Annotated in this window: 23 protein-coding genes; 6 read left to right on the top strand and 17 right to left on the bottom strand. The window is 69.9% G+C overall.

Annotation, left to right across the window (positions count from 1 at the left end):
- Positions 1-95: 95 nt before the first annotated feature.
- From ruvB to ABD104_RS05715, 11 genes are all read right to left on the bottom strand, one after another.
- Positions 96-1,166 carry a Holliday junction branch migration DNA helicase RuvB gene (gene ruvB, locus ABD104_RS05765; RefSeq protein WP_087837712.1) on the bottom strand — a complete coding sequence of 357 codons (1,071 nt, stop codon included), beginning with the start codon at positions 1,164-1,166 and terminating at the stop codon, positions 96-98.
- Between the two features lie 70 nt (positions 1,167-1,236).
- Entirely contained in the window at positions 1,237-1,884 is a 648-nt protein-coding gene (locus tag ABD104_RS05760) for a glutathione S-transferase family protein (RefSeq protein ID WP_338615999.1), read from the bottom strand.
- 16 nt (positions 1,885-1,900) lie between these two features.
- Entirely contained in the window at positions 1,901-2,476 is a 576-nt protein-coding gene (gene ruvA / locus ABD104_RS05755; protein WP_343927244.1) for a Holliday junction branch migration protein RuvA, read from the bottom strand.
- A 30-nt stretch (positions 2,477-2,506) separates the two neighbouring features.
- Complete coding sequence (gene ruvC, locus ABD104_RS05750) at positions 2,507-3,055, bottom strand: crossover junction endodeoxyribonuclease RuvC (protein WP_279820493.1); 549 nt, start codon at positions 3,053-3,055, stop codon at positions 2,507-2,509.
- Positions 3,056-3,237: 182 nt separating this feature from the next.
- A complete protein-coding gene (purH, locus tag ABD104_RS05745) occupies positions 3,238-4,824 on the bottom strand; it encodes a bifunctional phosphoribosylaminoimidazolecarboxamide formyltransferase/IMP cyclohydrolase (protein WP_087837708.1) in 1,587 nt (528 codons plus the stop codon).
- A gap of 61 nt (positions 4,825-4,885) precedes the next feature.
- Entirely contained in the window at positions 4,886-5,122 is a 237-nt protein-coding gene (locus ABD104_RS05740) for a helix-turn-helix domain-containing protein (RefSeq protein WP_087781600.1), read from the bottom strand.
- A 23-nt stretch (positions 5,123-5,145) separates the two neighbouring features.
- Complete coding sequence (gene dusB / locus ABD104_RS05735; RefSeq protein WP_087837707.1) at positions 5,146-6,144, bottom strand: tRNA dihydrouridine synthase DusB; 999 nt, start codon at positions 6,142-6,144, stop codon at positions 5,146-5,148.
- A gap of 100 nt (positions 6,145-6,244) precedes the next feature.
- A complete protein-coding gene (locus ABD104_RS05730; RefSeq protein ID WP_343927243.1) occupies positions 6,245-7,423 on the bottom strand; it encodes a UbiH/UbiF/VisC/COQ6 family ubiquinone biosynthesis hydroxylase in 1,179 nt (392 codons plus the stop codon).
- Positions 7,424-7,430: 7 nt separating this feature from the next.
- A complete protein-coding gene (locus tag ABD104_RS05725; protein ID WP_087837705.1) occupies positions 7,431-8,780 on the bottom strand; it encodes an aminopeptidase P N-terminal domain-containing protein in 1,350 nt (449 codons plus the stop codon).
- Between the two features lie 33 nt (positions 8,781-8,813).
- The gene (gene murU, locus ABD104_RS05720; RefSeq protein WP_343927242.1) at positions 8,814-9,491 is read right to left on the bottom strand and encodes an N-acetylmuramate alpha-1-phosphate uridylyltransferase MurU; all 678 of its coding nucleotides are present in this window, start codon (positions 9,489-9,491) and stop codon (positions 8,814-8,816) included.
- Positions 9,491-10,570, bottom strand: coding sequence for an aminoglycoside phosphotransferase family protein (locus ABD104_RS05715; protein WP_343927241.1), 1,080 nt, complete (start codon positions 10,568-10,570; stop codon positions 9,491-9,493). Before ABD104_RS05715 ends, murU begins: the two co-directional genes overlap by 1 nt.
- Positions 10,571-10,735: 165 nt before the next feature.
- Between ABD104_RS05715 and ABD104_RS05710 the strand changes: the two genes are divergently transcribed.
- The 4 genes from ABD104_RS05710 (at position 10,736) to rsmA (ending at position 16,423) form a co-directional block, all read left to right on the top strand.
- On the top strand, positions 10,736-13,012 hold the full coding sequence (locus tag ABD104_RS05710; RefSeq protein WP_279820480.1) for an LPS-assembly protein LptD: 2,277 nt from the start codon (positions 10,736-10,738) through the stop codon (positions 13,010-13,012).
- Positions 13,013-13,035: 23 nt separating this feature from the next.
- Positions 13,036-14,499, top strand: a complete 1,464-nt coding sequence (locus ABD104_RS05705; protein WP_165963183.1) for a peptidylprolyl isomerase — start codon at positions 13,036-13,038, stop codon at positions 14,497-14,499.
- Positions 14,500-14,648: 149 nt separating this feature from the next.
- A complete protein-coding gene (gene pdxA / locus ABD104_RS05700; protein ID WP_132979926.1) occupies positions 14,649-15,647 on the top strand; it encodes a 4-hydroxythreonine-4-phosphate dehydrogenase PdxA in 999 nt (332 codons plus the stop codon).
- Positions 15,644-16,423 (top strand): 16S rRNA (adenine(1518)-N(6)/adenine(1519)-N(6))-dimethyltransferase RsmA, encoded by a 780-nt coding sequence (gene rsmA / locus ABD104_RS05695; protein ID WP_087837699.1) that lies wholly within the window; start codon positions 15,644-15,646, stop codon positions 16,421-16,423. Before pdxA ends, rsmA begins: the two co-directional genes overlap by 4 nt.
- A gap of 28 nt (positions 16,424-16,451) precedes the next feature.
- On the opposite strand, the gene ABD104_RS05690 is transcribed toward rsmA, so the two are convergent.
- Together ABD104_RS05690 and ABD104_RS05685 are read right to left on the bottom strand one after the other, a co-directional pair.
- Positions 16,452-17,420: a Bug family tripartite tricarboxylate transporter substrate binding protein gene (locus ABD104_RS05690; RefSeq protein ID WP_087837698.1), complete on the bottom strand. Its 969-nt coding sequence runs from the start codon at positions 17,418-17,420 to the stop codon at positions 16,452-16,454.
- 54 nt (positions 17,421-17,474) lie between these two features.
- Positions 17,475-18,335 (bottom strand): polysaccharide deacetylase family protein, encoded by an 861-nt coding sequence (locus ABD104_RS05685; RefSeq protein WP_140416835.1) that lies wholly within the window; start codon positions 18,333-18,335, stop codon positions 17,475-17,477.
- Positions 18,336-18,466: 131 nt separating this feature from the next.
- On the opposite strand from ABD104_RS05685, the gene ABD104_RS05680 reads away from it, so the two are divergent.
- A complete protein-coding gene (locus tag ABD104_RS05680) occupies positions 18,467-19,405 on the top strand; it encodes a LysR family transcriptional regulator (protein WP_087837696.1) in 939 nt (312 codons plus the stop codon).
- Here ABD104_RS05680 and ABD104_RS05675 read toward each other — a convergent pair.
- Both ABD104_RS05675 and ABD104_RS05670 read right to left on the bottom strand, forming a co-directional pair.
- Positions 19,387-20,616 carry a nucleoside recognition domain-containing protein gene (locus ABD104_RS05675; protein ID WP_087837695.1) on the bottom strand — a complete coding sequence of 410 codons (1,230 nt, stop codon included), beginning with the start codon at positions 20,614-20,616 and terminating at the stop codon, positions 19,387-19,389. The two genes, ABD104_RS05680 and ABD104_RS05675, sit on opposite strands and share 19 nt — an antisense overlap.
- 82 nt (positions 20,617-20,698) lie before the next feature.
- Positions 20,699-21,640 (bottom strand): AraC family transcriptional regulator, encoded by a 942-nt coding sequence (locus tag ABD104_RS05670; protein ID WP_343927240.1) that lies wholly within the window; start codon positions 21,638-21,640, stop codon positions 20,699-20,701.
- 127 nt (positions 21,641-21,767) lie between these two features.
- Here ABD104_RS05670 and ABD104_RS05665 point away from each other — a divergent pair, with 127 nt between their 5' ends.
- Positions 21,768-22,937, top strand: coding sequence for an FAD-dependent oxidoreductase (locus tag ABD104_RS05665; RefSeq protein ID WP_279820470.1), 1,170 nt, complete (start codon positions 21,768-21,770; stop codon positions 22,935-22,937).
- A 22-nt stretch (positions 22,938-22,959) separates the two neighbouring features.
- Here the strand turns inward: ABD104_RS05665 and gloA are convergent, their stop codons facing one another.
- Positions 22,960-23,355: a lactoylglutathione lyase gene (gene gloA / locus ABD104_RS05660; protein ID WP_279820467.1), complete on the bottom strand. Its 396-nt coding sequence runs from the start codon at positions 23,353-23,355 to the stop codon at positions 22,960-22,962.
- A gap of 54 nt (positions 23,356-23,409) precedes the next feature.
- Positions 23,410-24,348: a M48 family metallopeptidase gene (locus ABD104_RS05655; RefSeq protein WP_343927239.1), complete on the bottom strand. Its 939-nt coding sequence runs from the start codon at positions 24,346-24,348 to the stop codon at positions 23,410-23,412.
- Between the last annotated feature and the right edge of the window lies 1 nt (position 24,349).

Below are 24,349 nucleotides of genomic sequence, written 5' to 3'. Positions count from 1 at the left end.
CCCCTACGCGCTTGCGCGCGCCCAGTAGGGTGAGCCCCCAGCCGCTACGCGGCAGCCCCCCAAGGGGGCCGGGACCTGCGTTGATCATTTCCGTATCAACTGGAGAACAGATCGCCACCGGTTTGCGCGGGCGGGGTCAGGCCCAGGTGGCGGTAGGTGCCCTGGGTGGCGATGCGGCCGCGCGGGGTGCGTTGGACGTAGCCATGCTGGATCAGGTAGGGCTCGATCACGTCCTCGATGGTGTCGCGTTCCTCGCCGATGGCCGCGGACAGGCTGTCCAGGCCGACGGGGCCGCCGTCGAACTTGTAGACGATCGCTTCCAGCAACTTGCGGTCCATGATGTCCAGGCCGGCCGGGTCGACGTCCAGCATGGACAGGGCGGCGTGGGCGACTTCGCCGGTGATGCGGCCGCCGGCCTTGACCTCGGCGTAGTCGCGCACCCGGCGCAGCAGCCGGTTGGCGATGCGGGGCGTGCCGCGCGAACGGCGCGCGATCTCGCGGGCGCCGTCCTCGGCGATGGCGGCGTTGAGCAGGCCGGCGCTGCGGGTCACGATGGAGGACAGTTCGTCGGCGGTATAGAACTCCAGCCGGGCGATGATGCCGAAGCGATCCCGCAGCGGATTGGTCAGCATGCCCGCGCGGGTGGTGGCGCCGACCAGCGTGAAGGGTTGCAGGTCCAGCTTGACGCTGCGGGCGGCGGGACCTTCGCCGATCAGGATGTCGATCTGGAAGTCCTCGAGCGCGGGGTAGAGGATTTCCTCGACCACCGGCGACAGGCGATGGATCTCGTCGATGAACAGGACGTCGTTGCGTTCCAGGTTGGTCAGCAGCGCCGCGAGGTCGCCCGGCCGCTCCAGCACCGGGCCCGAGGTCTGGCGCAACTGGACGCCCATCTCGCGCGCGACGATATGGGCCAGCGTGGTCTTGCCCAGGCCCGGCGGGCCGAACAGCAGGACGTGGTCCAGCGACTCCTGGCGGTTGCGCGCGGCGGCGATGAAGATCTCGAGCTGTTCGCGGATGCGGCGCTGGCCGACGTATTCGTCGAGCGCCTTGGGGCGCAGCGCGCGTTCGATGGCCTCTTCGTTGGGAGACGAGGCGCGCGGAGAGATCACCCGCATGTCGGGGGCGTCGTCTCGGATGGAAAGCTTGTCGGGCTGGATCGCCATGGAGGTATTCTGCCTTGAACTGCTGGTATGTTAGCCCGTTCCGCGCCGGCCTGCGGAGGGCGCCGCCGGTTCAGTAGTCCAGCCGCCCGTACAGTTCGCCGAAGGGCACCATGACGTGCTCGCGATAGGGCGCCCGCTGCTGCAGCCGCTGGTACCAGGCCCTGACATGGGGCACCTCGGGCCGGGCGATGTCCAGGCTGAAATAGCGGTACAGCGCCGTGCCGGCGGGAATGTCGGCCAGCGTCAGCCGTTCGCCTTCCAGAAACGGCCGGTTCGCCAGTCGCGCATCCAGCAACTGGAAATACCCGGCGCATTCCTCGACGCGGGCGCGGATGGCATCGAGATCGCGCAAGGGCTCGGGCGTCCGGTAGTAGCCCCAGAACACGCCGGTCAGGAAGGCGGGTTGCAGCGCGGTGTGGGCCCAGTCCATCCAGCGTTCGGCCCGAGAGCGCGCGGCCGGGTCGGCCGGCCAGAAGGCCGGGGCGCCGTGGCGGGCCGCCAGGTAGCGCAGGATGGTGTGCGATTCCCAGACGACGGTGCCGTCGTCGTCGATGACCGGTACCTTGCCGTGCGGGTTCAGGGCCCGGAACGCCGGCGTATCGACCAGGCCGTGCTCGCCGCCGGCGGGGATGTGCTCGTAGGCCAGGCCCAGTTCGCCCGCGAACCAGAGCACCTTCTGTACATTGAAGGAGCTGCGCCGTCCCCAGATCCTGAGCATGCGGCCTCCGCCGGCCCTAGCGTGCCAGCGCCTTGAGCGCCAGCTTGATGCCTTCCGAGACGCCCACGCCGGCCGGCAGGTTCTTCAACGAGGCCACGGCCTCGCGTTCGGAATAGCCCAGCGCCACCAGGGCGTTGAGGATGTCGGCCTGTCCGTCCGCCACCGCGTGGCCGGCCGCGGCGCCGAGGTCGGCGCCCAGCTTGCCCTTGAGTTCCAGCAGCAGCCGCTCGGCCGTCTTCTTTCCTATGCCCGGCACGCGGGTCAGGCGGCCGGCCTCCTGCAGGGTGACGGCCTGCGACAGCTCGGCCACCGTCATGCCCGACAGCACGGCCAGTGCGATCTTGGCGCCCACGCCGCTGACCTTGATGAGTTCGCGGAAAGTGGCGCGTTCGGCCGCGGTGCCGAAGCCGTACAGCACGTGGGCATCCTCGCGTATGGCGAGGTGGGTGAGCAGCGTCACCCGGGCGCCGAGCTCGGGCAGGGAATACAGCGTGCTCATCGGCACGTCCAGCTCGTAGCCCACGCCGTTCACGTCCAGGCAGACGGTGGGCGGTTGTTTCTCGACCAGCGTTCCGGTCAGGCGTCCGATCATGAATTCACCTTGGCGACTTGTCGTCGCGCGTCATACTAATCTTCCGGCCCGCAGCCGGGTGCCGCGGCGGGCGAAGGCGGGATGGCTGCCATGCTCCCGCAGGCGGTCGGCCATGGGGGAGATGTGCGCATGGCAGATGGCGCAGGCCAGCGCGTCGGCGGCATCGGCCGCGGGGGCGCCGTCCAGCGACAGCAGGTGCTGCACCATGGACTGTACCTGGGTCTTGGCGGCCCGCCCGGTGCCCACCACCGATTTCTTGATCTGCAGCGCGGTGTATTCGTGCACCGGCAGCCCGGTGTCGGCCAGCGCGCACAGCGCCGCGCCGCGCGCCTGGCCCAGCAGCAGCGTCGAGGCGGGGTTGGTGTTGACGAACACCTTCTCGACGGCGGCGAAGTCGGGCGCGGTGTCGCGCACGACCTGCCGCAGGTTGTCCAGGATGATCTTGAGCCGCGCCGACAGGTCGTCGTCGGCGGGCACCACGATGGTCCCGCTGGCGACATAGCGCAGCCGCGGCCCCTCCGATTCGATCACGCCGAACCCCGTACGCCGCAATCCCGGATCCACCCCCAGAATACGCATAACGTCAGCCTACCCCATAACCAGGGCGCCGCGGATCCGGCTCCGCCGGTCCGCCAGCGCCGCCCTCGGGACCCGGCGCCGGGCCGCCCCAAGGCGGGTCCCGGCCCCCTCGGGGGGCTGTCGCGTAGCGGCTGGGGGCTCACCATGCCGGGCGCGCGTAAGCGCGTAGGGGGGGGGCATTTTCAATGGCGGAAGTGGCGGGTGCCCGTCAGCACCATCGCGATGCCGCGTTCGTCGGCCGCCGCGATGACTTCCGCGTCCCGCATGCTGCCGCCGGGCTGGATGACGCAGCTCGCGCCCGCGTCCACGACCACGTCCAGGCCGTCGCGGAACGGGAAGAAGGCATCGGAAGCCACGGCCGATCCCTTGAGCGACAGGCCGGCGTTCTCGGCCTTGATCGACGCGATGCGGGCGGAATCGACGCGGCTCATCTGGCCGGCGCCCACGCCCAGCGTCATGCCGCCGCCCACGAACACGATGGCGTTGGACTTGACGAACTTGGCCACCTTCCAGGCGAACAGCAGGTCGTCCATCTGGGCTTCGGTGGGCGCGACCTTGGTGACGACCTTGAGCTGGTCGCGCGCGACGTTGAACGAATCGGGCTGCTGCACCAGCCAGCCGCCGCCCACGCGCTTGACGTCGAAAGCGTTCACGCCGTCGCCCATCGGGATCTCGAGCAGGCGCACGTTCTGCTTGGCGGCGAAGATCTCCAGCGCGCCGGCCTCGTAGGCGGGGGCGAGCAGCACTTCGACGAACTGCTTGCTGACCGCCTGCGCGGTGGCGGCGTCCACCGGACGGTTGAAGGCGATGATGCCGCCGAAGGCGGACGTGGGGTCGGTCTTGAACGCCTGCTGGTAGGCGTGGAGCGCGTCGGTGGATACCGCCACGCCGCAAGGATTGGCGTGCTTGACGATGACGCAGGCCGGCGCATCGAAGGTGCGTACGCATTCCCATGCGGCGTCGGCGTCGGCGATGTTGTTGTAGGACAGTTCCTTGCCCTGCAGCTGGCGGTAGTTGGCCAGCAGGCCGGCGGCCGGCGCGGTGTCGCGATAGAAGGCCGCGGACTGGTGCGGGTTCTCGCCGTAGCGCATGGCCTGGCTCTTGGTGGCCTGGAAGCTCAGGATCTCGGGGTAGGCCTCGCGCACGGGCACGGCCTCCTGGGCCGGCGCGTCGGTCAGGCTGGTCAGGTAGTTGGCGATCGCGCCGTCGTACGAGGCGGTATGGGCGAACACCTTCTTGGCCAGGTTCAGGCGCAGGGCGTAGGAGGTCGCGCCGGTGGCGTCCATTTCCTCGAGCACCTGGGCATAGTCGGCCGGATCGATGACGACCGTGACGCCGCCGGCTTCGGTGCCATGGTTCTTGGCCGCCGCGCGCAGCATGGCCGGTCCGCCGATGTCGATGTTCTCGACGGCGTCGGCGAAGGTGCAGCCGGGCTTGGCGACGGTCTCGCGGAAGGGATAGAGGTTCACCACCAGCAGGTCGATGCGGCCGATGCCGTGGCTGGCGATGGCGTCCAGGTGCGCCTGGGCGTCGCGGCGGGCCAGCAGGCCGCCGTGGATCTTCGGATGCAGCGTCTTGACGCGGCCGTCCATCATCTCGGGAAAACCGGTGTAGTCGGAAACTTCCTGCACGGGCAGGCCGGCCTGGGCCAGCAGCTTGGCCGTGCCGCCGGTGGACAGCAGTTGCACGCCGCGGTCGTGCAAGGCCCTGGCGAAGTCGACGATGCCGGATTTGTCGGAAACGGAAAGAAGCGCGCGTTCGATTTTCATGAGTGTGGGGCAGAATGGCGTGCCAGGGCCGGCACGGGACAATGGGGATGAGGGGGCCGCGTCAGACCTTGATCTGGTAGTGGTCGAGCTTCTTGCGCAGGGTGTTGCGGTTGATGCCCAGCATCTCGGCGGCGCGCGACTGGTTGCGGTCGGCCTTCTCCAGCACGACCTCCAGCATGGGACGCTCGACGGCCGTCAGCACCATGTCCCAGATGCCGCTGGTCGTCTCGCCTTCGAGATCCTTGAAGTAGCGGTCCAGGGTGTGGCGTACGCACTCTTCAAGCGTATGTTCTTTCATTGGTTGTTTCCTTGATGCGCGGCCTAGGCGGCCAGCCGCGAGGCTGGCGTTGCGGGGCGATCGAACCAGTCGGCCACCGCCTGCCATTGGTCGCGCGTGTTTTCTATCAAATTCAGCTGCGCACAGAACTGCGGCCCTCCCGGCAGCGAGCCCAGATACCAGCCGATATGCTTGCGCGCGGTCCGCACGCCCGTGTACTCGCCGTAGAAACGGTAGTGGTCGTCCAGGTGCTGCAGCAGCAGTTCGCGCATCTCCGACTGCGTGGGAGCGGGCAGGCGGGTTCCGGTGCGCAGGTAGTGGTCGATTTCCCGGAACAGCCAGGGCCGGCCCTGGGCCGCCCGGCCGATCATGACGGCGTCGGCGCCGGTGGCCTCCAGCACGCTGCGCGCCTTCTCGGGAGAGTCGATGTCGCCATTGGCGATGACGGGAATGGCGAGCTCGGCCTTGACCGCGGCGATGGTCTCGTACTCCGCCTCGCCCATGTACAGGTCCTCGCGGGTGCGGCCGTGCAGGGCCAGGGCCGCGATGCCGATGTCCTGCGCGCGCCGCGCCACGCGCAGCACGTTGCGGTCGGCCCGGCGCCAGCCGGTGCGGGTCTTGAGCGTGACGGGCACGCCCAGCGGCTCGCAGGCGCGCACGACGGCTTCCAGGATGCGCGCGACCAGATCCTCGTCGCGCAGCAGGGCCGAGCCGGCGGCCACGTTGCAGACCTTCTTGGCCGGACAGCCCATGTTGATGTCGATGATGCGGGCACCCTTGCCGACGTTGAAGACGGCGGCCTGCGCCATCATCCCGGGATCGCTGCCGGCGATCTGCACGGCGATGGGGTCGCTTTCGCCCTCGTGGTCCAGGCGGCGCGAAGTCTTGACGCTGTTCCACAGGCGCGGGTTGCTGGCGGCCATCTCGGACACGGCGTGGCCGGCACCCAGCCGCTTGCACAACTGGCGGAACGGACGGTCCGTCACGCCGGCCATGGGAGCGACGAAAACGTTGTTCGGAAGGTCGTAGGGGCCGATGCGCATGGCTGGATGCGCCGTCAGCCCCATTCATGGGGGTTGCGGCGCGTGGGCAAAAATGTCCGAGGAAGGCGGGGATTGTACCGCTGTCGGGGCGCCGCGGCGATCAGGCCCGCAGCCCTTCCATCAATTGTCGCGCCAGCGGCCCGCGCAGGGTGCGCGACACGTCCAGGCCCAGCAAGGCCAGGCCGCAGGCATGCTCGACCGGTGCCAGGCCGGTCGCGAAGATGCGCGGCATGAAATCGGTCAGGCCGCTGGTCAGCCAGCGGTCGGCTCCACGGGCGCGGGCATAGGCCGACAGCAGCGGCGCCGCGCGGGCGGACGGGTCGCGCAGCAGGGGCGCGAGGCTTTCGGCCAGCCGGGCGGCATCGCGCAGGCCGAGGTTCATGCCCTGGCCGGCCACCGGGTGCAGGGTCTGGGCGGCGTTGCCGATGGCCACGGTGACGCCATCGACCACGTGGCGGCGCAGATTGATGCCCAAGGGATAGCGGTGGCGCGGGCCGGCGGCGGCGAAGCCGCCCAGCCGGGTGCCGAAGGTCCGGCCCAGGGCGTCGGCGAAGGCGCCGTCGTCCAGGGCCGCCAGGCGCTCGGCATGGCCGGGGCGGCAGCACCAGACCAGCGCGTAGCGGCCGGTGTCGTGGGCGGGGCCGGCGGGGTAGGGCAGCAGCGCCAGCGGGCCCTCGGTGGTGAAGCGTTCCCAGGCCCAGCCCGGGCGCGGGCGGCTGGCGCGGACGATGGCCAGCACGGCATGCTGGCCGTAGTCGCGGTGCAGGTCGTTGCGGGCCTGGTGGTCGAAGGTACCCCCTTCGGCGTGGACGCAGGCCCGGGTGGTCCATTCCTGGCCGTCCTGGCCGACCACCGCGGCGTCGCCCTCCTGGCGCAGGATGGCGGCAGGCTCGCCCGCGCGGATGGTGATGCCCGACAGCGCCAGCGCGGCGTCCAGGGCTTCGACGATGCCCGGATAGGGCACCACCGTGCCCAGCGCCGGCACGCCGAAATCGGCGTGCGAGATGTGGGTGCGGCCCAGGCGGCCCTTCTGCGAGACGTGGACGTGCAGGATGTCGGCGCCGCCGGCCGGCCAGGCTCCCAGCGACGCCAGCAGCACCCGGCTGCCATGGTTGAGCGCCATCGAGCGCGGGTCGGCCGTCGTGTCGGCGGAGACGACCGCGGGGCGCCGGGGCCGGCACAGCACGATGCGCTCGGGCCGGGAGGTCGCCCGGGCCAGGAGCAGCGCCAGCGTGGCCCCGACCGGGCCGCCGCCCAGGATGGTGACGTCCGCTTGCATGCCCGCTTCAGCCCCGCATCAGGGCTTCGATCTCGTCGGCGGCAACGGGGACGCCGCGGGTGATCAGTTCGCAGCCGGATTCGGTCACGACGGCATCGTCCTCGATGCGGATGCCGATGTCCCAGAACCGCTCGGGCACGTCGGCCGCGGGGCGGACGTAGATGCCCGGCTCGATGGTGAGCACCATGCCCGGCCGCAGCTCGCGCCATGGGCGGGGCTCGTCCGCGGACGCCGCCGCGCCCGGTTCGCGGTAGTCGCCCACGTCGTGCACGTCCATGCCCAGCCAGTGGCCGGTACGGTGCATGTAGAAGCGGGTGTACTGCTGGGATTCCAGTACGCCGTCCAGCGTGCCGGTCAGCAGGCCCTCGTCGATCATGCCCTGGGCCAGCACGCGGACCGCCGCGTCGTGGCCCTCGTTCCAGCGCGCGCCGGGACGGGTCAGGGCGGCGGCAGCGTTCTGCGCTTCCTGCACCAGGTCGTACAGCGCGCGCTGCGGTCCGCTGAAGCGGCCGTTGACGGGGAAGGTACGGGTGATGTCCGACGCATAGCCATCCAGTTCGCAGCCGGCGTCGATCAGCAGCAGGTCGCCGTCCTTGAGCTCGGCGTCGCCGGCGCGGTAGTGCAGCACGCAGGCGTTGTGGCCGGTGGCGACGATGGAGTTGTAGGCGACCGACTGCGAGCCGTGGCGGCGGAATTCGTGCAGCAGTTCGGCCTCGATCTCGTATTCGCGCAGGCCCGGGCGCGACGCTCGCATGGCGCGCACGTGGGCGCCTGCGGAAATGGCGCCGGCCCGGCGCATGGTTTCGATCTCGAAGGCGTCCTTGACCAGGCGCATTTCCGCCAGGATGGCCCGCAGGTCGTAGCTGCTGGCGGGCGCGGTGGCGCCGGACCGGCCCATGGCGCGCACCCGCTCCAGCCATCCGCGCAGGTGGGTGTCGAACAGGCGGTCGCTGCCCATGGGCACGAACAGCGCGGGCTGGTCGGCGATGAGCTTGGGCAGTTCGTCGGCCAGCGCCTCGACCGGCAGCGCGCGGTCGAAGCCGAACTGCTCGGCGGCCGCGTCCGGGCCGACCCGGTAGCCGTCCCAGATCTCGCGTTCCAGGTTCTTGCTGCGGCAGAACAGGATGCTGCGGTCTTGCGCACCCGCGATCAGGACCAGCCAGGCCTCGGGTTCGGGAAAGCCGGTCAGGTAGAAGAAATCGCTGTCGAAGCGGAACGGGAATTCGGCGTCGCGGTTGCGGACGAGCTCGCGCGAGGTGGGCAGGATCGCGATGCCGCCGCCTCGGGCGCGCATGACGTCCAGCACGCGGCGGCGGCGCGCGGCGAAGGGGGAGAGGTCCTGGGCGGGAATGCTCATGGCGATGGATCCGTGCGCGGGAATGACCAGGGTTTATTGTAGGCTGGCATCGAGGTCGGCCAGGCGCTGCGGCGTGCCCACGTCGGTCCAGCGCCCCCGGTGGTGCATGCCGCCGACCTGGCCGCGGGCCATGGCGGCGCGCAGCAGGGGCGCCAGCCTGGCCGGCTCGCCCGCCGGCAGGCAGGCGAACAAGGCCGGCTGGTAGACGCCGATGCCGGCGAAGGTCAGCCGCGGATCGCCGTCCCGGACCAGGCCGCAGGATGCCAGGTGGAAATCGCCGGTGGGATGGTGGGCGGGATTGTCGACCAGTACCAGCCAGGCCAGGCGGTCCTGCCGCGACAGGTCGCCGGCGGCGGCCTGTGCCAGGGCGGGATCCCAATCGGTCCAGATGTCGCCGTTGATCACCAGGAAGGGCTCGTCGCCCAGCAGGGGCAGGGCCTGGCGGATGCCGCCGGCCGTTTCCAGCGCGGTGGCCTCGGCCGAATGGCGCACGCGCACGCCCCAGCGCGAGCCGTCGCCCAGCGCTTCCTCGATGCGCGCGCCCAGCCAGGCATGATTGACGACGATGTCGCGCAGTCCCGCGCGCGCCAGCCGTTCGATGTGCCAGACGATCAAGGGCTTGCCGCCGGCCGGCAGCAGCGGCTTGGGGGTGGTGTCGGTCAGCGGCCGCATGCGTTCGCCGCGTCCGGCCGCCAGGATCATGGCACGCATCAGAACGTGTACCCGGTGTCGGGAGTCCGCCCGTCCAGCTTGTCCAGCAGCTTGATCAGCGGCTTGAAGGCCAGATAGCGGCCGGCGACCTGCCGCACGTAGGTGTTCACGCGCGGCATGTGGTCCAGGTAGCCGAGCTTGCCGTCGCGGTGGGCCAGGCGGGAGAAGACGCCCAGGATGCGCAGGTTGCGCTGCAGTCCCATCCATTCGTAGGCCCGATGGAAATCGGCGAAGTCGGCCGCCACCGGCAGGCCGGCCTTGCGCGCCATTTCCCAGTACCGGATGCCCCAGTCGAGCTGCTGCGACTCGTCCCAGGTGGTGCGGGCGTCGGTCAGCACCGAGGCGAGGTCGTAGGTGATGGGGCCCACGACCGCGTCCTGGAAGTCGATGACGCCGGGATTGGGGCCGTAGTCGGGGCCGCCCGCCGGCAGGTCGGTCAGCATCAGGTTGGGCGAGTGGTAGTCGCGGTGCACCAGCACGAAGGGCTGGGCCAGATTGGCATCGATCAGCGTCTGGAACACGGCGTCGAGCGCGGTCCGGTCGGCCGCGTCCAGGGGCAGGCCGCGGTAGCGCGCGGCGTACCAGTCGGGAAACAGCTCGAGTTCGGTTGCCAGGCGGGCCTTGTCATAGCGCACCAGGCCGGTGGTTGCGCTTTGTTGCAACTTCACCAGCGCCGCCAGCGCGTCCATGTAGATGCGGTGGGTATCGTGCGGGGTCGGCGTGCCGCGCAGGTAATCGACGTAGGTCGTGCGCCCCAGGTCGGACAGCAGCAGGAAGCCCTGGCCCAGGTCCTGCGCCAGCACGCGCGGCACGTGCACCCCGGCGTCGTGCAGCAGTCCGGCCACGTGCAGGAAGGGGCGGCAGTCTTCCTTGTCGGGCGGGGCGTCCATCACGACCGCGGTGCCCGGGCCCATGGCGACCCGGAAATACCGCCGGAAGCTGGCGTCGCTGGAGGCGGGCTGGAGGCTGGACGGGTCGAGTTCGAGCTCGGGGGGAAGGCTGGACAGCCAGGCGGCGGCCTGGGCTCGCCGGGGGTCGGCGCCGGCCTGGCCGGCGGCTTGATCGGGGATGGCATTCATGCCTCCTATAATACCGACCGATATCGGTTCCCGGAACGAACCGGCCCCTTTTCGGCGGGGTCCGGCGCCCCCGGCGAAAGCCGGCGGGCCGCTATCTTTTTTTACCGCGCGCGGCCGCCGGCTCGCGTATTCTTCGACTTTCCGTTTTTTCATTCCTCGAGGCCCGTGCGATTGATCCGGTGGTTCAGCCTGTTTGCAGCATTTGCGGTAGCGCCGCTGGCCTATGCGCAAGACGGTCCGTCCGAGTCCCCGGCCGGTGCCGGGCCGGTATCCGGCCCCGGCCTGCGCCTGTCGCCGGGCCTGCGCGAACATACCTATGATCCCGACCAGTTGCCGGTGTTCATGCAGGCCGACACGCTCACGGCCGAGGACCAGGACAAGCTCAGGCTGGAAGGCAATGCGCAGGTGCGGCGCCAGGACATCATCCTGAAGGGCGACGCCATCGAGTACGACCAGGTCGAGGACGAACTGGACGCGCTGGGCAACGTACGGCTGATCCGCGACGGCAACCTGCTGACCGGCCCCAGGCTCAAGCTCAACATGAGCAGCGGCACGGGCGAGATCGACAACGCCCGGTTCTTCTTCGGCCTCAATGGCGGCAGCGGTTCGGCCGAGCGCATCCGCATGCTGGGGCAGAACCGGGTCCGCGCCGACAGGGTGCGCTATTCGGGATGCGCGTGCGAGACGCCTGACTGGGAGCTTCGCGCCCGGCGGGCCGACTTCGACTATGACGCCGGCACCGGGGTGGGCTACGGCGGGGTGCTCTATTTCAAGAACGTCCCCATCCTGGCTTCGCCCATCATTTCCTTCCCGCTGAACAACGAGCGCAAGTCGGGCTTCCTGTCGCCCACGTTCGGCCTGACCAGCAAGAGCGGTCCGGAATTCTCGATCCCGTACTACTTCAACATCGCGCCCAACCGCGACGCCACGTTGACGCCCAAGTTCATGACCCGCCGCGGGCTGCAGCTGTCGGGCGAGTTCCGCTACCTGGAGCCTTCGTTCAGCGGGGTGACGCGGCTGAGCTACCTGCCCGACGACCGGGTCGCGCAGCGCGACCGCTATCTGTTCAGTTCGCAGCACCGGCAGCAACTGACGCCCAACCTGGGTTTCAACTGGAACGTCTCCAAGGCCTCGGACGACGCCTATTTCCGCGACCTGTCCGTGCTGGGCACGGGCCTGGCCTCGACCGCGACGCTGGAGCGCTCGTTCTCGCTGAACTGGCAGCAGGGATACTGGGAAGCCTATGGCCGCGTGATCAGCTACCAGACCTTGCAGGATCCGCTGGCGCCCATCGTGCCGCCGTACGGCCGCGAGCCGCAACTGCACCTGACCGGCCAGCGCTACGACTGGAACGGTTTCGACGTGCGCATGGACGCCGACGCCACGCGCTTTCGCAGCAATACGCTGGTGAACGGTTCGCGCGCCTATGCGTATCCGTCGGTGTCGTACCCCATCATCCGGCCGGGCGGTTTCTTCATTCCCAAGATCGGCATCCATTCCACCCGCTACAACACCGATTCCTACCAGGGCGCGGCGTCCTACACCGCGAACCGGACGGTGCCCATCATGTCGCTGGACACCGGCCTGATCTTCGAGCGCGACAGCACGCTGCTCGGCAAGGAAGCCCGCCAGACCCTGGAGCCGCGCCTGTACTACCTGCGGGTGCCGTACCGCAACCAGTCGAACCTGCCCATCTACGACACGGCGCTGGCCGACTTCAACTTCGCCCAGATCTTCTCCGAGAACCTTTACTCGGGCTGGGACCGGATCGCCGAGGCCAACCAGCTGACCGCGGCGCTGACCACGCGCTGGCTCGATCCCAAGACCGGCGTGGAGCGCGCGCGCATCATGGGCGCCCAGCGGCTGTACTTCAGCGACCAGCGGGTCACGCTGCCGGGCGAGGAGCCCAGTTCCGACGGCCGTTCCGATTTCCTGGTGTCGGTCTATGGCGCGCTGACGTCCACGCTCAGCGGCGAGACGACGGTGCAATACAATCCCAAGATCGAGCGGGTGACCCGGTCCACGATCGGCGCGCGATGGAGCCCGCAACGCCTCAGCACGATATCGCTGGCCTACCGCTACAAGCGGGAGACGATCAGCGTGCCGGGGCAGGAGTTGATCGACATCGCCTTCCAGTGGCCGCTCGCGCCCCGCTGGTTCGGCATCGGGCGCATCAACTATTCGCTGCTCGAGAACCGGATTGCCGAGGCGGTGGCCGGCATCGAATACAACGGCGGGTGCTGCTGGGCTTTCCGCCTGGTCGGCCAGCGCTACGCGGTGGCCAAGGACAACGCCACGACCGCGATGTTCTTCCAGCTCGAGCTGACCGGATTCGGCGGCATCGGGGCGAGCCCGATGACGACGCTGCGCCGGAGCATCCCGGGTTATCAGGTAATCAACCCGCCGCCTGAGAAAGGGACGGTGTTCGAAAGGTACGAATGATGGTTTCCAAGGTATTGCCCAGAATGACGAAAGCGGCCCACGGCGTCGCCCTTTGCTGCCTGGCCGCTTTGGCGGGCGGTTCGGCGGTGGCCCAGGGGCTGCGCATGCCCGGCGACCTCGGCGGCTCGCCGGGCGGCAACGGTCCCACCCTGCTCGGACCTCAATCCGCGCCGCCCGCCAGCCAGGCTCCCGCGGCCCCGGCGGCTCCCGCCGCGCAGGCGCCGCGCAGCACGAACGGTTCGCGCATCCAGATGGGCGACAACATCGTCGCGGTGGTCAACACCGACGTCATCACCCGCCGCGAACTCGACGCCCGCGTGCACGCCGCCCAGGCCACGCTGGCGCGCCAGCAGATCGCGCCGCCGGACGCGGCCACGCTCGAGCGGCAGGTCCTCGAACGCATGGTCGTCGAGAAGACCCAGTTGCAGGAAGCGGCGCAGACCGGCATCCGCATCGACGACCTGCAACTGGACCGCGCCATCAGCCGCATCGCCCAGCAGAACAACGTGTCCGTGTCGCAGATGCGCGACCAGATCGAACGCGACGGGCTGCCGTTCTCGGTCTATCGCGAAGACCTGCGGCAGGAGATCACGCTGCTGCGCTTGCGCGAACGCGCGGTGGACAGCCAGATCCAGATCTCGGAACCCGAGATCGATGCCTATCTGTCCGAGCAGCACGAAGCCGCGCCTTCCGACCTGACGCTGGCGCAGATCCTGGTGCGCGTGCCCGAGGGCAGCTCGTCGGACATGGTGGCGCGCCTGCGCCGCAAGGCGGAGACCCTGCTCCAGCAGGCGCGCGGCGGCGCCGACTTCGCCCAGTTGGCGGCGTCGTCCTCGGATGGCGAAGAGGCCCTGCGCGGCGGCGATCTCGGTTCCCGTCCCGCCGACCGCTGGCCGTCGATGTTCGTCGACGCGGTGGCGCAATTGAGCCCCGGCGGCATCAGCGAGATCATCCAGAGCGGCAACGGCTTCCACATCATCAAGCTGGTCGACCGCAAGTCGTCCGGCGGCGGCACGGGCGGCGCGATGCCGGTGCGGCAGACCCATGCCCGCCACATCCTGATCCGGCCCACCGAGGTGCTGACCGCCGAGCAGGCGCGCGAGCGGCTGGTGAACATCCGCCAGCGCATCGTGCAGGGTGGGGCGAACTTCGCCGACATGGCCCGCCAGTATTCCAACGATTCGTCGGCGCCACAGGGCGGCGACCTGGGCTGGCTGTCGCCCCAGGAAACCGTGCCGGAGTTCGAGCGCGCCATGGACGCGCTGCAGCCCGGCCAGGTGAGCGAGCCCGTGCAGTCGCCGTTCGGCTGGCACCTGATCCAGGTCGTCGAGCGTCGCACGCAGGACGTCGGCCGCGAACGGCAGCGGGCCGAGGCGCGCCAGACGCTGTTCCAGCGTAAGCTGGACCAGGCGTACGAAGACTGGGCGCGGCAGTTGCGGGACAAGGCCTATGTCGAAATGAGACTGAATCCCCCCCCTACGCCCTGACGGGCGCCCCCCAGGGGGCGGCACTGGCGGACCGGCGGAGCCGGATCCGCGGTGCCCTGGGGTACTACCCGGCGGGTGGGGGACGGCGTCTTGGGCGCCGTTTTTTGTTTTTTTGTGATGGCCGGTCGTTGGGCTGGCGGATGAGTGAGATGAGTGCGATGCGCAGGCTGGTCTTGACGACCGGCGAACCGGCGGGGATCGGGCCTGAGTTGTCGGTCGCGGCCGCGGCGTGGTTCGCGGGCGAGCGCGGGGCGGGGCGGGTGCCGGCGGACGTGGAGCTGGTGCTGGTGGGCGATCGCGATCTGCTCGCGCAGCGCGGCGGGCGGGATGCCGCGGCGTTGGCGGGGGTGGCGGTGCATCATGTGCCGCTGCGCGTGCCCTCCGAGCCGGGCAGGCTGGCGGTGGCCAATGGGCGCTACGTGCTCGACACGCTGGATGCGGCCATCGCCATGGTGGCCGATGGCCGGGCGCAGGCCATCGTTACCGCGCCGGTCCACAAGGGCGTGATCAACGATGCCGGCGTGGCCTTCTCGGGGCATACCGAATATCTGCAGGAGCGGGCGGGCGTCGACAAGGTCGTCATGATGCTGGCCGGCGGCGGCCTGCGGGTGGCGCTGGCGACTACGCACCTGCCGCTGCGGGCGGTGCCCGATGCGGTCACCGCGCAGACGCTGGACCAGGTCCTGCGCATCCTGGACGCCGACCTGCGCCGGCGCTTCGGGCTGGCGAACCCGCGCATCGCCGTGTGCGGCCTGAATCCGCACGCCGGCGAAGGCGGCCACCTGGGGCGTGAAGAAATCGAGGTCATCGAACCTGCCATCGCGCGCGCCCGCGCCGCGGGTATCGACGCGCGCGGGCCGCTGCCCGCCGATACGCTGTTCGTGCCCGCGCACGTCGCGCAGTTCGACGCGGCCCTGGCCATGTTCCATGACCAGGGCCTGCCCGTGCTCAAGCACGCGAGTTTCGGGCACGGCGTCAACATCACCCTGGGCCTGCCCTATGTGCGGACCTCGGTGGACCACGGCACCGCGCTGGACCTGGCGGGAACGGGCAAGGCCGATCCCGGCAGTTTGCAGGAGGCCATCGTCACGGCCCTCCAGATGATACGAGCGGGTGCCCAGGCCGCCGGCTCCGGAGCTTCCGCATGAAACATCAGGCGCGCAAGCGCTTCGGCCAGCACTTCCTGGTCGACGAAAGCATCACCGATTCCATCGTCCGCGCGGTGAACCCGCGCCGGTCCGACAACGTGGTCGAGATCGGTCCCGGCCTGTCGGCGCTGACCCGGCCGCTGCTGGACAGGCTCGATTGCCTGAAGGTCGTCGAGATCGACCGCGACCTGGCGGCGCGGCTGCGGGGGCAGTATCCGCCCGAGCGCCTGCAGGTGACCGAGGCCGACGTGCTGACGGTGGATTTCGCGCCGTTCGGCCAGGCGCTGCGCGTGGTGGGCAACCTGCCCTACAACATTTCCAGCCCGCTGCTGTTTCACCTGATGGCCTATGCCGACCAGGTGCGCGACCAGCATTTCATGCTGCAGCGGGAAGTCATCGACCGCATGGTGGCCCGGCCGGGCGATGCCGACTACGGGCGCCTGTCGGTCATGCTGCAGTCGCGCTACGACATGGAGAAGCTGTTCGACGTGCCGCCCGAGGCCTTCGATCCGCCGCCACGCGTGGTCTCGGCCGTCGTGCGCATGATCCCGCTGCCGGCCGACCGGCCGCGCGCGCGCAGCGAGGAAGCCCTGTCGGCCACCGTGGCCCGCGCGTTCGCCCAGCGCCGCAAGATGCTGCGGCGGGGGCTGGGCGACTGGGCGGGGCTGGTGCCCTGGGAACGACTGGGGATACCGGAAACCGCGCGCGCCGAGGCGTTGTCGGTGGCGCAGTTCATCGCGCTGGCCGACGTGCTGCACGAGGCCGGCGTGGTCTGATCGCGCCGCCATCCGGCGGCGCGGCGCGCTACTCGGGCTGGATGCCCGCCTTGGCGACGATGCCCCGGTAGGTGTCCACGCTGCTGGCCAGCAGCGACGCGAATGTCGCCGGCGAAGGATGCGCCTCGACCTCGAAGCCCGCGGTCTCCAGGCGTTCCTGCAGGTCCGGCGAGGCCAGGGCGTCTTCGATGCCGCCGCGCAGTTTCTCGACCACGGCGGGCGGCATGCCCGCCGGGCCGAGCAGTCCCACCCAGGTGTCCGGCACGGCGAAGCCCGCCAGGCCCGCCTGGGCCAGCGTGGGGACCTCGGGCGCGGCCTTGGCGCGCTCGGCCTGCAGCACCCCCAGCAGACGCAGCTTGCCCGCCTTCACGTGCGGCAGGACGTTGGAAAGGACCAGGATGCCCACGGGCACCTGTCCTCCCACCACGTCGTTGAGCGCCGGCGCGCCACCCTTGTAGGGCACGTGGATCATGTCTATGCCGGTCGAGGCCTTGAGCAGTTCGCCGCCCAGTTGCTGGGATGAACCGACGCCCGATGTCCCATACGAGAGCTTGCCCGGGCGCGCCTTGGCATAGGCCAGGAATTCCTTCAGGTCCTTCACGGGCAGCGCGGCGTTGACCACCATGGCCTGCGGCGCCGTGCCTATCATCGCCACCGGCGTGAAGTCCTTGACCGGATCGTAGGGGACGTTGCGCGAGAAGAATGGCAGCGTGTTGTGGGGCGGCCCGAGCTGCATCAGCAGCGTGTAGCCGTCCGGGGCGGCCCGCGCCACCAGTTCGGAGCCGATCATGCTGTTGGCGCCGGCGCGGTTGTCGACGATGAAGGTCTGCCCCAGCGCCTCGCCCAGCTTGTGGGCCACGGCCCGGGCCACGGTGTCGGCGGCGCCGCCCACCGCGAAAGGCACGACCACCCGGACCGGGCGGTCGGGATAGGTGCCGGCCAGGGCCGGCAGGGGCATCAGGCACAGGGCGGCCAGCGCCCGCCTCATCGGGTTCATGGTGTCTCCTTGATGTTCGTGGTCGCGGCCGCGCGAGAGGCGGCCGTCGCCGTGTCAGGCCGCGGGCGGGAAGCGCACGGAATAAGGAATGAATCCGATGCGGTTTTCGTTGACCCAGCGGGCCAGCTCATCGTGCCGGGGGAACCAGACGCCGGGATGGGCGGCGATGTAGCCCAGCACCTCGTCCAGCATCGCGCTGATCAGCGGCCGCCCGCCGAAGTGGCCATGCACGGTGATGTTGATGAACGCGTTGGGTTCCTTGCGATACAGGAAATCGAAGGTGTCCCGGTAGCACTGGAAGAAGTCGCGCGGGGCGGCGCGCAGCACGCGGTTGTCGGCGAAATCGCTGTGCGGGATGGCGACCATGCCGCCGTGCCGGGTCTGGATCTGGCAGGGCAGGTCCAGGTAGTTGTAGTCGCCATGCCAGAGCATGCCTTCCTCGGCCAGCAGGTCCGCCGTCCGTTCGGTGGTCGCGATGGTCGAGCTCAGCCATCCTTGGGGCCGCACCCCGGCGGTGCGATGCAGGATGTCCAGGCTCTTGCGGATCAGGGCGCGTTCCTCCGCTTCGTCCAGGCCGGGCAGCACCTCGTCCTGCGCGTAATTGTGGCCCGCCAGCTCGAAGCCCTGGCCGACGATGGCGTGGATGACCTCGGGAAACAGTTCGGCCACCCGCGCGTTGACGCAGAACGTGGCGGGCAGCCCGCGGTCGCGCGCCAGCCGCATCAGCCGGTAGGCGCCGGCCCGCGCGCCATATTCCGACCAGGTGATGCCGGCCAGGTCCTTCGCGCCCGGCTTGGGGGGACTCGTCATGGGCGAGTAGGGCGGGGCCTTGCCCTCGGACCAGCTTTCGACCAGGAAGGTCAGCGCCACGACGATGCGCGCGCCGCCCGGCCACATGGATGCGGGAGTGGACATGAAGTCTCCGGTTGACGTTGCCCACGGTCTTGCCGTGGCGATGCCGCCCACTATCCGTGCTTCCCGGGCTTTTAACAATTTTAATTTTTTTAATTAAAATTAAGACTTACTGGAAAACCGGCCACGTCCCCATGCCCGAGGCGTTCAAGATCCCCCAGCTTCGTCAGTTCGTCATCGCCGCCACGCGGCAAAGCCTGCGGGCCGCGGCCGAGGAAACCCACCGCACCCAGGCCGCGGTCACGCTGGCCATGCAGAACCTCGAGGCCCAGGTAGGCGGCAGCCTGTTCGAGCACGGGCACCAGGCCCGCCTTACGCCCCTGGGCGAGTCCGTGCTGCCGCTGCTGCGGGAGCTGGTGGCGCTGCACGACCGCGTGCAGAACGAGGTCGGCCTGCTGGCGTCGGGCGAGCAGGGGTCGATCGCCCTGGCCGTCATGCCGTCGCTGGCGGAGGAATGGCTGCCCCGGGTGCTGCGGCGGTTCGCCGCGGATCATCCCGGCGTCAGCCTGAAAATCGCCGACGTGTCCTCGCCGCAGGTCGGCCCCATGGTGGCCAGCGGCGAGGCCCAGCTCGGCATCGCCGGAGTGGGCGCGGACCTCGCGGGCCTGCGCTGCATACCCGTGGCCCAGGACACGTTCGGCGTCGTCTGCCGCCGCGACCATCCCATCGCCGGGCGCGGGAGACCGGTGCCCTGGCGGATCCTGGAAGGCGAACCCATCATCGAGAACACCACTTTCCATGCGCTGCGCGGGCATCGCGTGGCGGCGCTGCTCCAACGGCCCCACCTGGTCATCAAGAACCGGACGTCGCTGATCGCCGCCGTGAAGGCGGGCCTGGGAATTACCGTGCTGCCGACGCTGGCGCGGCCGGCGGTCGAGCACGACCTGGCGTTCGTGCCGTTGGCGGCGCCGCGCATCGAGCGCCGTGTCGGCGTGCTGCATGGCGAGGGCCGGTCGTTGTCGCCGGCGGCGGCGCACATGCTGGCGCTCATGCTCGATTCGCTGCGGGCCTTCGCGCAGGCCAAGGGCGCGCGGCCGATCGCCGCGCCGGCGGGTCAGCCGAAGAACCAGTAGCACACGCCTATGGCGGCCAGCACGCCGGCCAGGTCGGCCAGCAGCGCGCAGCCCACGGCATGCCGCGTGCGCTGGATGCCGACCGCGCCGAAGTACACGGCCACCACGTAGAAAGTGGTTTCGGTGCTGCCCTGTATGGTGGCCGACAGCAGCGCGGGGAAGCTGTCCACGCCGTGGTTCTGCATGGTCTCTATCATCAGCGCGCGGGCCGCGCTGCCGGAGAAAGGCTTGACCAGCGCGGTGGGCAGGGCGTCCACGAAACGGGTGTCGAAACCCAGCCACTGGATGGCCAGGCGCAGCCCGTCCAGCGCGAAGTCGAGCGCGCCCGAGGCCCGCAGCACGCCGATCGCGCACAGCATGGCGACCAGATAGGGCAGCAACCCCTTGGCCACGTCGAAGCCGTCCTTGGCGCCCTCGATGAAGCTTTCGTAGACGGGAACCTTGCGGATCGCGGCCACGACCAGGAAGAACAGGATCAGCGCGAACAGCGTCAGGTTGCCCAGCAGCGAGGACAGCGCGCCCAGCGCCGCCACCGAAAGCGTGGACAGGAAGGCCATGAAGCCGCCCAGCAGCAGCGCGGTGCCGCCCACCCAGGCCAGCACCACGGGATCCCAGACCCGCAGGCGCTGCACCGCGGCTACGCACAGGAAGCCGGCCAGCGTCGAGGCGCTGGTCGCCAGCAGGATGGGCAGGAACACCAGGGTGGGGTCGGCCGCGCCCTGCTGCGCGCGGTACATGAAGATGGTGACCGGCAGCAGCGTCAGCGACGAGGCGTTGAGGACCAGGAACAGGATCTGCGCGTTGCTGGCCGTGGTGCCGCTGGGGTTGAGCGTCTGCAGCGACTTCATCGCCCGCAGGCCGATGGGCGTGGCGGCGTTGTCCAGGCCCAGCACGTTGGCGGCGAAGTTCAGCGTGATCAGGCCGATGGCGGGATGGCCGCGCGGTACCTCGGGCATGAGCCGCGCGAACAGCGGTCCCAGGATCCGCGCCAGCGCGTCGACCAGCCCGGCCTGTTCGGCGATCTTCAGGAAACCCAGCCACAGCGCGATGGTGCCGAACAGCAGCACCATGACTTCCACCGAGAGCTTGGCCATCGCGAACAGCGAGGCGACCATGGCCTGGAAGACCGTCGGATCGTGGGCGATGCCCCAGCGCGCCAGGGCGGCGGCTGCCGCGGCGATGAAAAATCCCAGCCAGAGTTTGTTCAGCATGCGCGACAGGAGTAGAGGACAAGGCGCCGGCCCGGGAGGCGCGGCAAATCCCGCTGATTGTAGCGATTCGTCCGGCTGCCGGTCAGCGGCGGCGGGCGTAGGCCGCGGGCGTCATGCCGTTCCAGCGCCGGAAAGCGCGCGCGAACGCCTTGTCCGATTCGTAGCCCACGGCGGCGGCGATGTCGTCCAGGGTCAGGGCGGGATCCTTGAGTTTCTCGGCGGCGACGGCCATGCGGTACGAGGCCAGGTACTGCATGGGCGTCATGCCCACCAGGTGCCGGAAGCGTTCGCTGAACACCGTGCGCGAGAGATGGCAGGCCGAGGCCAGCGTGGCCACGGTCCAGGGGCGCCCGGGATGGTCATGGATGGCCAGCATGGCGCGCGCGATGCCCTGGTCCGCCATGCCGCGCAGCATGCCGGCGCCCCGTTCGGCCGAGGCTCGCAGGTGTTCCCCCAGGATGTGCGCCAGCAACAGGTCGGCCATGCGGGCCGTCGCCAGCTGCCATCCCGGGGGCTGCAGCAGCGATTGGTCGACCAGCGACTCCATCGTCTGCGCCAGCGCGGCCGTCATCGGCGCCTCGCTCCGGCGGATCACGATCAGCCGGGGCAGGGTATCGACCAGCGTGCCCACGCCGCTCTCCGGCATCCACAGGTGGAGCGAGAACATGCCCGTGACCGCGCCGTCGCCGCCGTGCGAGAACACGATGGGCCGTTCGCCGTGGGCGCCGATCTGGTGCGCCGCGATCAGCGGCTGGAACGGACGCGCGGGCAGCCCGGGAGTGGACGAGATGGTATGCGTGTCGCCGTGGGGCAGCATCAGGATGTCGCCGGCCTCGATCCTTTGCGGTTCGTCCTGGCCGACGGCGATCCAGTAGGGAGTCCCGGTCGCCATCCTGATCAGCGCGCCTTCGACGCCATCCGATCGCAAGGCCCAGGGCGCGGACAGCGCGAAACGGGCCGTCACCGCGCGATCGGATCGCCAGTGGGCGAGCAGGCGGCTCAGAAGGTCTCCGGAAGCGTGCATGCGGAATCGGAAGTCGGGACGCGCCGCGTGGCGGATTTCCGGACGCTTGGTGCCCGGATCCGGCGTCTCGAGGGTTGAGGCGGGAGCCGGCGGCATCGACACTCATGGAATCGACACGGAGATTATCATGCCTCGAATCGACCACGCCCTGATCGTCGGCGCCGGCATCGCCGGTTGCTCGGCGGCGATCGCGCTCGCGCAGCAAGGCACGCGGGTGACCCTGGTGGAAAAGCAGCAGGCCTGGCAGTTCCAGAGTTCCGGGCTGTTCATCTACAGCAATGGCCTGCGGGCGTTGCGGGAAATCGGCGTGCTTGCGCAGATCCTGCAGGCGGGTTTTGCCGTGCCGGGCGGGCGCAACCGCTATTTCGGCCCGGACGGCTCGTTCATCGTCGAGACGGTCTATCCCTCGCCGGAGGGACTGCCTGCCATCCTCGGCATCAAGCGTGCCGAGCTCCATCGCATCCTGGCCGGCCGCATCCAGGAGCTGGGCATCGCGCTCAAGCTCGGCACGACGCTGGCCAGCCTGTCGTCCGCCCAGGACGACGGTCCGGTGCGCGTGGTCCTGTCCGACGGCACGCGAGCCGCCTGCGACCTGGTCATCGGCGCCGACGGCATTCGATCCCAGGTACGGGCCGAGGCATTCCCGGAGCTGGCGCCGACCTATTCGGGCTTTGGCGTCTGGCGCAGCGTGCACGATCGTCCGCGGGAGCTCGACGCCAAGATCATGATGATGGGCACGGGCAAGCGCCTGGGCATCATGCCCATCAGCGACGAGAAGCTCTATCTGTTCGGCGTCATGCTCGAACCCCGGGACTGCTGGTACGAGCGCGCGGCGTGGCCGGCACTGATGCGCGAGCGCTTCGCCGAGTTCGGGGGGCCGGCGGCGCCCTTCCTGGATCAGCTGGGCGAGGGGGCCGAGGTGCTGTACACCGGCGTGGAGGAGGTGATCGCGCCCTTGCCCTGGCACCGCGGGCGGGTGCTGCTGATCGGCGATGCCGCGCATGCCTCGACGCCCTTCATGGGGCAGGGCGGTGCGATGGCGCTCGAGGATGCGGTGGTGCTGGCCGAGTCGCTGGAGGCGGAAGGGACGCTGGACCAGGCCTTGCTGGCGTTCGGCCGCCGCCGCCATCCCATGTGCCGGCTGGTGCAGGAGGTCTCGCGGCAGGTGGGACAGGCGGGCGCGCTGGAGGACGCCGAAGGCTGCGCGCGCCGCGACGAGGCACTGCGACGGGAAGGGCAGGCGAAGGTGGACGGCTTTTTCGCCGAACTGGAGCGCCTGCGCACGGCGGGCCGATAGCGGCGCGCCGCGCGGCCGCGCGTCAGTCCTTGTGGGTGTTGGTCTGGATGAACTCGATCTTGTAGCCGTCCGGGTCCTCGACGAAGGCGATGACCGTGGAGCCGTGCTTCATGGGGCCGGCCTCGCGCGTGACCTTGCCGCCCAGTTCGCGCACCCGGTCACAGGCGGCATAGGCATCGTCGACCGCCACGGCGATGTGGCCGTAGCCGGTGCCCAGGTCGTACTTGTCCACGCCCCAGTTGTGCGTGAGTTCGATCACCGCGCCGTCCTTCTCGTCCTGGTAGCCGACGAAGGCCAGCGTGAACTTGCCGTCGGGATAGTCCTTGCTGCGCAGCAGGCGCATGCCCAGGACCTTGGTGTAGAAGTCGATCGAACGTTGCATGTCGCCGACCCGGAGCATGGTGTGGAGTAGTCGCATGGATGACCTCGCTAATCGTGGGAAGGGGAATCCGGCCCCTTAGTGTAAACAGGCTTAGTCGAACCGCGGCAGGCTGCCTGGATCGTGGCGCCGCAGGGCGTCGCGGGCGTTCTCGAAACCGGGCATCAGCTGGCCGACCTCGGCCCAGAAGCCCGGGCCATGGTTCATCTCGCGCAGGTGCGCCAGCTCGTGCGCGATGACGTAGTCGATGATGTCGACCGGGAAATGGATCAGGCGCCAGTTCAGCAGGATGCTGCCCTCGCTGGTGCACGATCCCCAGCGCGTGGCGGCCGACGACAGGCGCCAGCGGCTGATGGAAAGCCCGGTGCGGGCCAGGAAGTCACGCAGGCGGACGTCGAACAGGACGCGGGCACGGCCTTGCAGCCAGGCCTGGACGGTATCGCGGATGCGGGCCGCCGTCGCGTCGGGCGGCAGGCCCAGCCAAAGCACGTCGCCATCGGTCGGCGCGTCGAGGTCGGCCGTAGCCAGCCCGGTGTCGCGTTGCGCGTCCAGGCGCATGACGATGCGGCGGCCCAGGTAGGGCAGGTCGCCTCCTTCTTCCCAGCGCGTCTGGTTCAGCGCGAGCCGTTCCCGGCGCTGCTGCCACTCGTGCAGCTTGGACAGGATCCAGCGCGCCTTCTCGCGGACCGCGCCGTCGATTTCTGCCAGGCCGACCCAGCGTGGCGCCGTCACGCGCAGGCCGTCGTCGCCGATCAGGAAACCTATGGTGCGGCGGCGCGAGCGTTGCAGGACGAATCGTATCCGCTGTCCCTCGGCCACCACTTCGTGCCAGCGCGCGCCGGGCGGCAGCTGGATGGCCGGGGAGGCGGGTGCCGGCGCGGCGGGCGCGAGGACGGCGGGCGCGGCCGCCGCGGGCGCGGCCACGGCCTGGGGGGGAGGCTCGGCGAACAGGTCGAGCTGCGCGGACTGTGGAGCGGTCTCTCGCTGCGGAGCCGGAGGCGCGCCGGGATCGGTAGCGGGACGTGTGGCCATG

This window comes from Pigmentiphaga daeguensis, assembly GCF_039523035.1.
Taxonomy (GTDB): Bacteria; Pseudomonadota; Gammaproteobacteria; order Burkholderiales; family Burkholderiaceae_B; genus Pigmentiphaga; species Pigmentiphaga daeguensis.
Note: the sequence above shows the minus strand (reverse complement) of the source record. Positions and strands in the feature narration are given on the sequence as shown.